This window comes from Solimonas sp. K1W22B-7 (assembly GCF_003428335.1).
Lineage (GTDB): Bacteria > Pseudomonadota > Gammaproteobacteria > Nevskiales > Nevskiaceae > Solimonas_A.
The window spans coordinates 4553536-4565533 of sequence record NZ_CP031704.1 but is presented as its reverse complement, the minus strand read 5'-3'; the positions used below and the strand labels follow the sequence as shown (position 1 = coordinate 4565533).

Genomic DNA, 11998 nt, shown 5'->3' with positions numbered 1-11998 from the left:
CATGGGACGACGCAATCTCCACACCCGCGAGCAGCAGCGCGACATGGCCATCGCCGCGGCCGAGCTGATCCTGGTCCGCGAAGGCATCGACGACCTGAGCATGCGCAAGGTGGCGCAGGCCATCGGCTACACCGTCGGCAATCTCTACCTGCTGTTCCAGAACCAGGACGACCTGCTGGCCGCGCTCAACGAGCGCACCGCCGACGCGATCTACCTGTATCTGCGCGATGCCATCGAGCCGCTGCAGGACCCGCGCGACAAACTCGGCGCGATGGCGCGCGGCTACATCGAGTTCGCCATCCGCAACCCGCACCGCTGGCGCCTGATGTTCGAGCACCGCCTGCCGGAAGAAATGAAGCCGCGCCCCACTGCCGACGCCCGCATCCGCCGCCTGTTCGAACTGGTGGAGGCGACGCTGGCGCTGCTGGAGCCGCGGCAGAAGCCGGAAGCCCGGCGCCTGCGTGCGACCACGTACTGGAGCGGTGTGCATGGCATCTGTTCCCTGGCGGTCAGCGGCAAGCTCAGCTGGGGTGGGCGCAGCGGCGACTACGCGCTGTACTGCGAGGAGATGATCGCGGCCTTCTTCGGGCCGGCGAAATCGCGGCGCCGGTCGTAGACGTCGACCAGCAGCGGCGATTCCAGCTGGCTGGCCGGCGTTACCGTCACCCGATCCCAGGGGATGCGTCCGAAATACCATAATCTCCAGAAGCCCAGGCGCGGTTCCGGGTTGCGCGCCAGCAGCTCGCGGAAATTTTCCCTTCGGCCAATCTCCAGGCCCAGCGCCTCGCGGTAGACGTCGTAGGTGAACTTGGAGCAGAAGGCGCGCTGCGGCCGGTCGTACTTGAAGCCGGTGTCGTACCACTGCCCGAAGCGACGCTCGGCCTGCGCACGCAGCGCCGCGACGTCCGTGGGTGCCAGGGCCAGGCGCGGGCGGCGTACCACCACGCCGCAGTCCTCGCTGCGCCCCAGGAAGGATTCCAGGCTGCTGTAGCAGGCGCGCGGGATGCGGCTCTCAGCCACGCGCCAGCTTCCCTGCGGGTCGCGGAAGACGATGCCCACGTGCGAGGTCCAGCTGGCCGAGGCGTCGGCGATGTAGCGGCCGAAGGGGGTACGCAGGCGTGTGAACACCAGGTCGCCTTCCGCCAGGGAGGGCTCGAGCAGGGCGGTCGCTTCGGCGGCCTGAAGCTTGTGGTTCATTGGTGGGGGTTCCTTCTTGTCATGGAGAGTTTTCATGGCTGCCGTCATGCCGGCTTGCGCCGGCATGACGGGGCGGTTTCCCGGATGCGACGCGGCCCTCAGTTCTGGATGCCGTATTCCTTGAGCAGCTTCTCGGTGCGCGCCTGGGCCACCTTGTTGATCAGCTTGTTGGCCTCGAACTGGTCGCGCAGCGTCTTGGCCAGCGTGAAGGTGGAGCCGGTCAGGAACAGCGTGCCGAGGATCATGTAGCCGCGCATCCAGATTTCCACCGGCATGACGGTGACGCCGAAGACCATGCCGCCGAGCGCGCAGGCGAAGGAGGTCTTGACGAAGAAGATCCAGCCGGGAGAGTCGAGGCGCAGCGTGTCGAAGTTGTCGGAAGTTTCCATGTCAGGTTCTCAGCAGAGGTTGAGCAGCAGGTGCAGGCTGGCGGGCAGGGCGAAGACGAAGGCCATCGCCGCGGTCGCCAGCAGCAGGCGGGCGGCGCGGGCCGGCGAAAAGCCCTCTGGCGCGGCGTGATCGTGGTTCATATGAACATCGATCAATTAGACGGCGGCACAGAGTCGCCCGCGAGGCGCGCCTTCAGCTCCGCCATGCGCGCCGCCACTTCCACGCCCAGGTCGACCTGCGCCACCTCGCGCTCGAAGCGGCCGTCCTCGTTGAGCAGTTCGGCCGCGGCTTCGGCCTCGGACTCGAAGCGCGCGGCTTTCTGCGACAGGCGGTCCATCTGCTGCGCACGATCCATCGCGCGGGTATAGCTGTCGCTGGCGCGGGCGGCGCTGCCCAGGGCATTGGCGGCGGTCTGGTTGGCGCTGATGATGGCGGCGCGGCCGCGCGCCGTCTCCAGCTCGGACTTGAGGCGCTGCACCTGCTCGCGCAGGCGCACGGTGGCGCGCTGCGCCGCGGCCAGCGGCGTTTCCAGGGCCTGCGCGCGGCTGCGCATCTGCACCGCGCGTTCCAGCGCGCTGCGGGTCTTGTCTTCGTCGCCGGCCTTGAGCAGGCGCTCGGCCTTCAGTTCCCAGTCGGCGGCCTCGCTGCCGGCGGCCTCGCGCTGGCGCTGCAGCTGCTTCTCGGCGCCCAGCGAAATCACCAGCGCCTGGTTGGCCTGCTGCAGGTCGTCACCGAGTTCGCGCAGGACCTGGTGGGCCATGACCTGCGGATTCTCGATCTCGTCGATCTGGTGATGCGCCTGGGCCGTGACCAGGCTGCGGATGCGGTAGAAAAGGCTCGGCATGAAAGGTTCCCTCCGTGAGTCGTTGTAAATGAACAACGCTCACTGAAGGTAAATGCGATGCCCATCACATGTCAATGAGGGCACTGCGCAAGTGCCTGCCGGCACTGGAAAATTGGCAGCTAGGGCCTGTTAACGCTACGGCAGTCGCTGCGATGCCCCCGTATTTGCCGCCAGGCAAGGCGCGAGGAGGTGGCTTATCGGGAATAAGAGACTGACGAGCAACACAGCATGGCGGCAAAGACGGGGGCACCCGAAGGGCGGGGCCGCCTGGGCGCAGGGCGTCGCCCCGAGTCGCTGATGTACTTCGAGTACACGGCGCGCCTCGGGGCATAGCCCTGCACCCAGGCGGCCTCCGTCGCAGCGACTGCCGTAGCGTTAACAGGCCCTGGGGCTGCTACCAGCGCCACAGCAGGCTGGCGAGCAGCTGGCTGCGCCCGTAGCGCACGCCGGTGTCGGCCTGCGCGCGCACTTCGCGGGCCTGGACGTCCAGCGCCAGCTGCGGCGACAGGGCGTGGTTGAGTCCCAGGCTGCCGACATGCGCGCGCGCGGGCAGCCGGAAGGCGGTGGCGCCGGCGAAGACGTCGTCGGCAGCGCTCGCCCGCGCGGCCGGCGGCGCCGCGGCGGCGGAAGAGACCAGGTCGCCGTCCATGTGCTGGTAGCCGAGGGTCAGCGTCGTGCCGGGCTGCAGTTCCCAGTCGAGGTCGGCGATCCAGCTGCGCACACTGTTGTCGAACACCGTCGCCTGCGCGCGGCGCTGGCGCAGCTGCCAGCCGGCGCGCAGGCCGATGCGCGTGCTGAGCTGTTCGGTGAAGAACAGGCCATAGCGGGTTTGCCTGCTGTCGCGCAGGGCGCTGTCGAACTCCCACCAGGCGGCGCCGGCCAGCAGCTCCAGCATCGGTGCGTAGAAGCCCGGGGCGGGGCGATAGAGCCAGCGTGCCTGCAGGCCGGCCTGCAGGTTCGACAGGCCCTGGAAATCGTCGAACTGCTGCGCCTCCAGCTGCGGGCGCCACAGCAGCAGGCTGGCCGGGCTCAGGCGCCAGGGGCGATCGATGCCGATGGCCAGCTGCGCGAAGCGGTCGCTGCGTTCGTCGGCACCCTCGCGGACGTTGGCAACGTTGCTGTCGTAGCCCAGCGTGGCCTCGCCCGACCAGTCGCCCGCCTGCGCCGGCAGGGCGGCGTACAGCGCGACGCCCAGCATGGCTCTCCACCGCTGTTCCATGAGTCCCCCGGCCCGGTCCGATGCCCGCATTGTGAACCAGATACTGGCCGCGGCGGCGCGGTCGTGCTGAACTGCGCGCCATGCACGACCGCTCCCACGAAGAAGCCGACGATTCCCGCCGCGAGTTCCTGGTCCGCGCGCTGTCGCTGGGCCTGCTGGCCGGGGGCAGCGGCTGGCAGCTGGAGGCGCTGGCCGGCGTGTTCGGCGAACTGCCGGGCAGGCTGCCGGCCGGGCGCTCGGTCTTCTCGCTGCAGGGCGAGGTGCGGGTCAACGGCCAGCGCGCCACGCGCGACACCCTGATCGGGCCGCAGGACCACGTGCGTACCGGCAAGGGTGCCAGCCTGGTGGCGGTGGTGGGGCAGGATGCCCTGATCCTGCGCGGCGACACCGAGCTGCAGCTGGACCTGGGCCGCAGCACGCGCCAGTTCTTCCGCCTGGTCAGCGGCGCGATGCTGACGGTGTTCGGCCAGCGCGACCGCGAGCTGGCGGTGCAGACCGGCACCGCGACGATCGGCATCCGCGGCACCGGCGTGTACTTCGAGGCGGACCCGGAGAAGACCTACGTCTGCACCTGCTACGGCCGCGTGCAGCTGGCGGCCGCGGGCGACCCCTCCGCCAGCGAGGAGATCGTGGCGCAGCACCACGACGCGCCGCGCTATGTGCTGGCCAGACCGCAGAACGGCCGGCGCATCGTGCCGGCGGCCTTCCAGTGGCATACCGACCTGGAACTGATGACGCTGGAGGCGCTGGTGGGGCGCGAGGTGCCGTTCAGGCTGGAGGGGATGGGGTACAAGGGACCACGGCGCGAGTACTGAGCGAGGATGTGAATAAACCTGCTGCGTGCCCCGATCTTGCATGTCCGGTGCTCGCCGTACTTCAGTACGTCTCCGCTCCTCGATGCAAGCTCGGGCCACTCGCTACGGTTTCTTCACATCCCCGGAGGCTTTGTGGGAGCGGCTTCAGCCGCGATCTTTTGGCAGGCTCATTTGAAGATCGCGGCTAAAGCCGCTCCCACATGGGTTGCAAAGACTTCCGCTAGGCCTTGCCGGCCAGCTGCGCCACGATTGCCGGGTTTTCGAGCGTCGATGTGTCCTGCGTGATCTCCTCGCCCTTGGCGATGGAGCGCAGCAGGCGGCGCATGATCTTGCCGCTGCGGGTCTTGGGCAGGTTGTCGGCGAAGCGGATGTCGTCGGGCTTGGCCAGGGCGCCGATCTCGCGGGCGACGTGATCGCGCAGCTCCTTGGCCAGCTTGTCGGCTTCCTCGCCCTGCGGCCTTGCGCCCTTGCAGATCACGAAGGCGAACACGCTCTCGCCCTTGACCTCGTGCGGGCGCCCGACCACGGCGGCCTCGGCGATGCGTGGATGCGACACCAGGGCGCTTTCCACTTCCATGGTGCCGAGGCGGTGGCCGGAGACGTTCAGCACGTCGTCGATGCGGCCCATGATCCAGTAGCAGCCGTCGGGGTCGCGGTGGGTGGAGTCGCCGGCGACGTAGTACTTGTTCTGGAACTGGCCCCAGTAGGTCTTGATGTAGCGCTCGTTGTCGCCCCAGACGGTACGCAGCATCGATGGCCAGGGCTTGGAGATGACCAGGTAGCCGCCGGCGTCCTGTTCCTGGATCGGCGTGCCGGACTCGTCCACCACCTCGACGCAGATGCCGGGCAGGGGCTTGGTGCAGGAGCCGGGCTTGGTCGTGATGGCGCCGGGCACCGGCGCGATCATGATGCTGCCGGTCTCGGTCTGCCACCAGGTATCGACGATCGGCAGGCGCTCCTTGCCGATCACGCGGTGGTACCACATCCAGGCCTCGGGATTGATCGGCTCGCCGACGCTGCCGAGCAGGCGCAGCTTCGACAGGTCGTACTGGTTGGGCCATTCCTCGCCCAGCTTCATCAGCGCGCGGATCGCGGTGGGCGCGGTGTAGAAGATCGTCACGCCGTGGTCCTGGCAGATCTTCCAGAAGCGGCCGGCGTCGGGCACGGTCGGCGCGCCTTCGTACATCAGGATGGTGGCGCCGTTGGCCAGCGGGCCGTAGGTGACGTAGGAGTGGCCGGTGATCCAGCCGACGTCGGCGGTGCACCAGAACACGTCGTCGTCGCGGATGTCGAAGACCCACTGCGTGGTCATCGTGGCGCCCAGCAGGTAGCCGCCGGTGGAATGCTGGATGCCCTTGGGCTTGCCGGTGGAGCCGGAGGTGTAGAGCAGGAACAGCGGGTGCTCGGACTCGACCCATTCCGGCTCGCAGCGCTCGGCAGCGCCGCCCATCACTTCATGCCACCAGAGGTCGCGGCCGGCGCTCATGTCGACGCCGTGGTTCGTGCGCTGGTGCACGATGACCTTCTCGATGGTCTTGCAGCCCAGGCCCAGGGCCTCGTCCGTGACCTTCTTGAGCGGCACGATGTTGCCGGCGCGGTTGCCGCCGTCGGCAGTGATCAGCAGGCGCGCGCCGGTGTCCTCGATGCGGTCCTTCAGCGAGGCCGCGGAGAAGCCGCCGAATACCACCGAGTGGATCGCGCCGATGCGGGCGCAGGCCTGCATCGCGATCACCGCCTCGGGCGCCATCGGCATGTAGATCACCACGCGGTCGCCCTTGGCGATCCCGAGCGACTTCATGACGTTGGCGAGCTTGCAGACTTCGGCATGCAGCTGCTTGTACGTGTAGTTCCGCGTGTCGCCCTTCTCGCCCTCGAAGCGGATCGCGATCTTGTCGCCGCGCGCCAGCAGGTGGCGGTCCAGGCAATTGGCCGATGCGTTGAGCTTGCCGTCGGCGAACCAGCGGTAGTTCGGCGCCGCATGATCGTCCAGCGCCTGCGTGAACGGCGTTTGCCAGCCGAGGTTTTTCTTCGCCAGGCCAGCCCAGAAGCCGACGTGATCGGCCTGCGCTTCCGCATGCAGGGCGGCGAGCCTGTCGGCGTTGAGGCGTGCGCGCGCGGCAAATTCCTGCGGCGGCGGGAAGACGCGGGTTTCGGTAAGGACGGATGCGATGTTTTCGGAACTCATGCCTGTCTCCGCAGAGCTGTTTTCAATCGGGTTTGTCGTGTCCGGCGAAAAAAACCGGGGGGCCTCCTTATGGCATGAAGGCCCCCTCAAGTCTATCGCCCGTGTGGCTGCGTTCTGGTCAATGCGATGCGGCCGTGCTGGCGCCGATGCCGGTCTGCGAGCGCACCAGCTGGCTGTCGAACAGCGTGGCCTCGCGGCTGGCCTGGGCCGAGCGGTCGGTCACCGAGAACAGCCAGCAGCCGAGGAAGGCGGCGCTCATCGAGAACAGGCCCGGCGCGTCGTAGGGGAAGATCGGCTCGGCATAGCCGAAGACCTTGACCCAGACCGCGGGCCCCAGCACGGTCAGCGTCACCGCCGTGGCCAGGCCCAGGCCGCCGCCGACCACCGCACCGCGCGTGGTCAGGCCCTTCCAGAACATCGACAGGATCAGGATCGGGAAGTTGGTGCTGGCCGCCACCGCGAAGGCCAGGCCGACCATGAAGGCGACGTTCTGCTTTTCGAACACGATGCCGAGCAGGATCGCGACCACCCCCAGGCACAGCGTGGCGATGCGCGAGACCTTGAGCTCCTTCTTGTCGTCGACCTTGCCGCGGGCGAAGACGCTGGCGTAGAGGTCGTGCGATACCGCGGCGGCGCCGGACAGCGTCAGGCCGGCGACCACGGCGAGAATCGTGGCGAAGGCCACCGCCGAGATGAAGCCCAGCAGCACTTCGCCGCCGACCGCGTGCGCCAGGTGCACGGCGGCCATGTTGTTGCCGCCCAGCAGGCCGCCCTTGCCGTCGAGATAGGCGCTGTTGGAGCCGACCAGGATGATGGCGCCGAAGCCGATGATGAAGGTCAGGATGTAGAAGTAGCCGATGAAGCCGGTGGCGTAGAACACGCTCTTGCGCGCTTCCCGGGCATCCTTGACGGTGAAGAAGCGCATCAGGATGTGCGGCAGGCCGGCAGTGCCGAACATCAGCGCCAGGCCCAGCGAGATCGCGGACACCGGGTCCTTCACCAGCGCGCCGGGGCCCATGATCGCCTCGCCCTTGGCATGTACCTTGATCGCCTCGGTGAACATGCGGTCGAAGGAGAAGCCGACGTGGCGCATGACCATGAAGGCGATGAAGCTGGCGCCGCCGAGCAGCAGTACCGCCTTGATGATCTGCACCCAGGTGGTGGCGAGCATGCCGCCGAAGGTGACGTAGACCACCATCAGCACGCCGACGATGACCACGGCGGTGGAGTAGTCCAGCCCGAACAGCAGCTTGATCAGCTGGCCGGCGCCGACCATCTGCGCGATCAGGTAGAAGGCCACCACCACCAGCGTGCTGGAGGCGGCGAGCGTGCGGATCGGTGTCTGCTGCAGGCGGTAGGCGGCGACGTCGACGAAGGTGAACTTGCCGAGGTTGCGCAGCCGCTCGGCGATCAGGAACATGATGATCGGCCAGCCGACGAGAAAGCCGATCGAGTAGATCAGGCCGTCGAAGCCGGAGCCGAACACCAGGGCCGAGATGCCGAGGAAGGAGGCTGCCGACATGTAGTCGCCGGCGATCGCCAGGCCGTTCTGGAAGCCGGTGATGCCGCCGCCGGCGGCGTAGAAGTCGGAGCGCGACTTGGTGCGGCTGGCGGCCCACTTGGTGATGAACAGCGTCAGGCCGACGAACACCAGGAACATGGCGATGGCGATGACGTTGATTTCCGACTTGACCGCCTGGCCCTCGAGGGCACCGGCGGCGAAGGCGGGGCCGGCAAAGGCCAGCATGGCCGCCAGGGCGGCGCCACAGGATGTGCGGAGCTTCACGAGGCGTTCCCCTGGTGGATGCGGGCGGTGAGGCGGTCGTACTCGCCGTTGGCCTTCCAGACGTAGATGCCGGTCAGCAGGATCGCGGTAAGGATCACGCCGATGCCCAGCGGGAAGCCCAGTGTGGTGGCGCCGTCGCCGATGCGCTGCTTGAGCAGGTCGGGGGCGAAGGCGACCAGCAGGATGAACCCGTAGTACACCGCCAGCATGATCGCGGTGAGCACCCAGGCCAGGCGCGAGCGCTTGCGGGTCAGTTCCAGGTAGTGCGGATCGCGGCTGATCCGTTCCAGCAATTCTGTAGGCATCGTTTCTCCTCCGGTGCACGGCAGCTGGCTGCTGCTTGTGGCTTTTCAGGAGCAGTTAGGATGCCAGGGTCTGTTTCCTGCAAAAACAGGGACATGCATACAGGCGCTGCAATGAGGGTGTTACGTTGCGTAGCACTCATGTCACGAAGCGTGCCGCGCGCCTGAGAACGGGTTCACCCTGATCGGTCTGGACGAGGTGGCGGCGGCGGCGTCCAGACACAATAATCGCGAACTGAGCCGGGGCGCCGACGTAGCGCTCCAGGACGACTACCCAGGCTGATACGACTATGGCGGCAGATTTCGAGATACACCGTGACACGGAAGGCCGGTGGTACTGGACCTTCCAGGCCGGCGACAACCAGACCATTGCCCGCGGCGCGGAGACCTATGCGCACCGGGTGGAATGCATTCACGCGATCAGCCTGGTACGTACCCTGAGTCCCAAGTGCCGCATCTTCGACATGACCGAGGCCGGCACGGCCAAGGTGGTCGCGCCCGACGCTGCGGCCTAGCGGGAAGCGCTGAGCCGCAGGTCCTGCACGCCGCGGCCGGCCGGCACGCGCAGCGCGTTGTTGGCTGCGGTCTTCGGCAAGGGCAGCGTCGCGGTCATCAACGCGGGATTGAACACGGTTTCCAGGTTGGCGCGCTCTTCCGGCGAGCAGGCCTTGAGATACCGCAAGCTTTGCTGCCGCAGGTCGGCGGCGCCCCAGCTGCTGGCCAGTACCGGCAGGCCCTGCTCCGCGTCGAGGCAGACGCGGTGCCAGGAGCCGGCGGCCAGACGCAGACCGATGGCGCGCTCCGATTCACCCTCGGTATTCACCAGCAGCAGCACATTGGCCACGCGGCGCGGTTCGATTTCGGCCAGCCGGCGGCGGCGCCTTGCGACCTGGGTCGGGTCGCGCAGGTCGCAGGTTTCGCCGCGCCATCCCAGGTCGTTGAAGTAGCTGGCGTGGACACAGTCCAGCCAGAGGATGCGCGTGGGCAGGCCGTAGCCCTGCACCCAGCGGTTGATCAGCAGCGGATCCCACTCCGCCGGCAGCGCCTGCTTGCGGTCACGCGCCAGGATGTCGAGCGAGTCGGCGGACTCGACGAAAGCGAAATATTCGTCGTTGGCGTACTTGACTGAGGAACGGGATGCTGCGGCGTTTTGGTTCATGGCGGGGGCTTCCGATAGAACAGGGCTGCCGGAATCCGGTCAGCGTGCGCCTACCTTATTCCGGCGCCTGCCGCGCGCAGTCACCTGTACGGGGGACCGTCCGCCACCGCGGCGCGGCGCAGTCCGGACCTGCGTCACAGCGGCTTTGTGACGCAGGCCCCGCCGCGCTTGCCATGCCGTTTCGGTGGCGCTATCGGATTTGCTTGGAAAACAGGGCTGTGCATGCATCTGGCGCCAGGCCGGATGGAGTTGCGACCTGCATCAATGTTGCGTTTCCGGCGGCTGCCTAAGTTGCAGTCACGCCGATGGTTCGGCACTCACACATAGATGGATGGGGGATGTCATGGATAGTTCTTTAATCACGCTGCCGGCCCAGTACGCCGTCTGGATCTGGGCTCCGGTTTCCCTGCTGACGCTGGCCTGCGCCGCCTGGCTGGCCTGGCTGCTGCGCGATGAGCCGGAGACGGTGGCGGTGGTCGCGGTCCGGCCGGCGCCGGTGATGGCCGCGCCGCGCATGCCGCGCCGCCGCGCCGCCACCCCGCGCAAGCTGGCCCGGGCGATGCGCGCCGCGCGCCGCGAACAGGCGCAGGACCGCAAGCGTTCGCGCCGTCCGCTGACCGCGCCGGACTACGCTTACGCCTGATGGCGCGAGGGATGAAAGCCAAGAGGGCCTGCTCGCGCAGGCCCTCTTCATTTGCGGCGCCGTTTCAGCGGCAGATGTTGCGGGTGATGGGCACGGCCTCGGTCACCACCTGGTTGCCCAGGTCGAGCAGGCGACCCTTGGTGGTCTTCAGGTCGGCGCTGACCTGCCAGTCCAGGCGGTACTGGCGCGCGGCGGTGAGGCGGATGGCGACGGCATGGCGCGCGCCGGTGGCGGTCGCCGCCTCGGGCTCGCCGAGCACGTCGCCCAGGTCCATGCGCAGGTAGACCACGCTGGCGGTGGTCACGTCGAAATCCAGGGTGGGCATGATCGGCGCGCCGGTGGCGGTCCTGGCACTGCGGCCGGCCCTGGGATCGGCCGAGCCGACGTACTGCCACTGCGGATTGCCGGGGAAGCAGAAGAACAGGTTGGCTGCCGTGCCGGGCGAGATGCTGAGGTTGTGCGCGGGCTTGCCGGCCGGCTTCTGCGGGCCGGTGCTGCGGCAGCCCGTGCCGAGCAGGCAGAGGATGGCGAGGCTGGCGCTGATGATGGCTTTCATGATGCTCCCGGGCTTGGGCTGAGGGACCGGATGCGCCGCCTTTGGCTGCTCCGGTTCGCGCTATATCCCACGATTCTGCCGCATCGGCGGGGCGCTTATCGAGGGATGCGTCCCAATGGCCGTCCATGGCCGTCCACCGGAATCTGCGTGTCCTCCTCGCAGAGCAGTTTGCGCGCGGCATCGCAGCGCATGCGCTTGCCGCTGGCGAAGACCTGCTGCACCTCGCCGGTCCAGACCGCCTGTTCGCCGCGCAGCTGCTTGCGGCCGATCAGGCGGGTACCGTCGACAAAGGTATAGGTGGTGTTGCCCTGGCACAGGCCGGCGGGCGAGGCGGCCTCGCATTCCTCGCGGTCGCCGCTGCGGTAGTAGTGCGCGATGCGGCCGCGCCATTCCGGCCCGTTGCGGCCCTGGGCGATGCGGCCTTGCAGGCGCCCGCCGGACTGCCAGCGCAGTGTCGCCTCGCCGTCGCAGTCGCCGCGGGCGTTGACCTTGCACTCCAGGGTGTCGCCGTTGGGAAAGCGCGTGCTGCTGCGCCCGGTCCAGGTGGCCTTGCCGTCGCGCTGCACCAGGGTGCCGCTTTCGCGCAGGCCGTTGCGGTGATAGAGCGAGGCGGCGCCCTGGCAGGCGCCTCCGGCGTCGGCCATGCATTCGCTGCGCTCGCCGTTGGGGTGGTAGCGCACCAGCAGGCCATGCCAGCCGGGCGCGCCGCCGAGCTTGCTGCGCAGGCCCGACAGGCGCGTGCCATCGGGCTCGGTGTAGGTGGACAGGCCGACGCAGTCGCCGGCGGCGTCACGCGTGCGGCAGTCCCAGCGCGCGCTGTCGGGGGCCGCCAGCGCCGGCAGGGCGGCCAGGGCCAGCAGGCAGGCGATCAGGCGGTACAGCGGCATGCGAAGGTCCTGCGC

General features: G+C 68.3%; 14 protein-coding genes and 1 pseudogene. 4 read left to right on the top strand and 11 right to left on the bottom strand.

Annotation, left to right across the window (positions count from 1 at the left end):
* Position 1: 1 nt before the first annotated feature.
* Positions 2–616 carry a TetR/AcrR family transcriptional regulator gene (locus D0B54_RS20630; protein ID WP_162932596.1) on the top strand — a complete coding sequence of 205 codons (615 nt, stop codon included), beginning with the start codon at positions 2–4 and terminating at the stop codon, positions 614–616.
* On the opposite strand, the gene D0B54_RS20625 is transcribed toward D0B54_RS20630, so the two are convergent.
* The 5 genes from D0B54_RS20625 to D0B54_RS20610 form a co-directional block, all read right to left on the bottom strand.
* Positions 547–1197, bottom strand: a complete 651-nt coding sequence (locus D0B54_RS20625) for a YiiX/YebB-like N1pC/P60 family cysteine hydrolase (protein WP_162932595.1) — start codon at positions 1195–1197, stop codon at positions 547–549. The genes D0B54_RS20630 and D0B54_RS20625 overlap by 70 nt on opposite strands.
* Before the next feature lie 98 nt (positions 1198–1295).
* On the bottom strand, positions 1296–1586 hold the full coding sequence (locus D0B54_RS20620; protein WP_117293700.1) for a YiaA/YiaB family inner membrane protein: 291 nt from the start codon (positions 1584–1586) through the stop codon (positions 1296–1298).
* A gap of 9 nt (positions 1587–1595) precedes the next feature.
* Positions 1596–1727: a hypothetical protein gene (locus D0B54_RS25020; protein ID WP_256365894.1), complete on the bottom strand. Its 132-nt coding sequence runs from the start codon at positions 1725–1727 to the stop codon at positions 1596–1598.
* Between the two features lie 11 nt (positions 1728–1738).
* Positions 1739–2431, bottom strand: coding sequence for a PspA/IM30 family protein (locus D0B54_RS20615; RefSeq protein WP_117293698.1), 693 nt, complete (start codon positions 2429–2431; stop codon positions 1739–1741).
* A gap of 394 nt (positions 2432–2825) precedes the next feature.
* Positions 2826–3629, bottom strand: coding sequence for a hypothetical protein (locus tag D0B54_RS20610; protein ID WP_117293696.1), 804 nt, complete (start codon positions 3627–3629; stop codon positions 2826–2828).
* A 101-nt stretch (positions 3630–3730) separates the two neighbouring features.
* Here D0B54_RS20610 and D0B54_RS20605 point away from each other — a divergent pair, with 101 nt between their 5' ends.
* Positions 3731–4465: a FecR domain-containing protein gene (locus D0B54_RS20605; protein WP_117293694.1), complete on the top strand. Its 735-nt coding sequence runs from the start codon at positions 3731–3733 to the stop codon at positions 4463–4465.
* Between the two features lie 220 nt (positions 4466–4685).
* Here the strand turns inward: D0B54_RS20605 and acs are convergent, their stop codons facing one another.
* The 3 genes from acs to D0B54_RS20590 all read right to left on the bottom strand — a co-directional run bounded on the left by acs (position 4686) and on the right by D0B54_RS20590 (position 8741).
* Complete coding sequence (gene acs / locus D0B54_RS20600; protein ID WP_117293692.1) at positions 4686–6650, bottom strand: acetate--CoA ligase; 1965 nt, start codon at positions 6648–6650, stop codon at positions 4686–4688.
* A gap of 118 nt (positions 6651–6768) precedes the next feature.
* Positions 6769–8397: a cation acetate symporter gene (locus tag D0B54_RS20595; protein ID WP_117295411.1), complete on the bottom strand. Its 1629-nt coding sequence runs from the start codon at positions 8395–8397 to the stop codon at positions 6769–6771.
* Between the two features lie 35 nt (positions 8398–8432).
* Complete coding sequence (locus tag D0B54_RS20590; protein WP_117293690.1) at positions 8433–8741, bottom strand: DUF485 domain-containing protein; 309 nt, start codon at positions 8739–8741, stop codon at positions 8433–8435.
* Between the two features lie 287 nt (positions 8742–9028).
* Between D0B54_RS20590 and D0B54_RS25325 the strand changes: the two are divergent.
* Positions 9029–9139: pseudogene (locus D0B54_RS25325) on the top strand (DUF1508 domain-containing protein); the annotation flags it as partial.
* Positions 9140–9249: 110 nt separating this feature from the next.
* Here the strand turns inward: D0B54_RS25325 and D0B54_RS20580 are convergent.
* Positions 9250–9897, bottom strand: coding sequence for a hypothetical protein (locus D0B54_RS20580; RefSeq protein ID WP_117293686.1), 648 nt, complete (start codon positions 9895–9897; stop codon positions 9250–9252).
* Positions 9898–10240: 343 nt separating this feature from the next.
* Between D0B54_RS20580 and D0B54_RS20575 the strand changes: the two genes are divergently transcribed.
* Positions 10241–10540, top strand: a complete 300-nt coding sequence (locus D0B54_RS20575) for a hypothetical protein (RefSeq protein ID WP_117293684.1) — start codon at positions 10241–10243, stop codon at positions 10538–10540.
* A 64-nt stretch (positions 10541–10604) separates the two neighbouring features.
* On the opposite strand, the gene D0B54_RS20570 is transcribed toward D0B54_RS20575, so the two are convergent.
* On the bottom strand, positions 10605–11096 hold the full coding sequence (locus tag D0B54_RS20570) for a hypothetical protein (RefSeq protein WP_117293682.1): 492 nt from the start codon (positions 11094–11096) through the stop codon (positions 10605–10607).
* A 95-nt stretch (positions 11097–11191) separates the two neighbouring features.
* Entirely contained in the window at positions 11192–11983 is a 792-nt protein-coding gene (locus tag D0B54_RS20565; RefSeq protein WP_162932594.1) for a hypothetical protein, read from the bottom strand.
* Positions 11984–11998 lie beyond the last annotated feature (15 nt).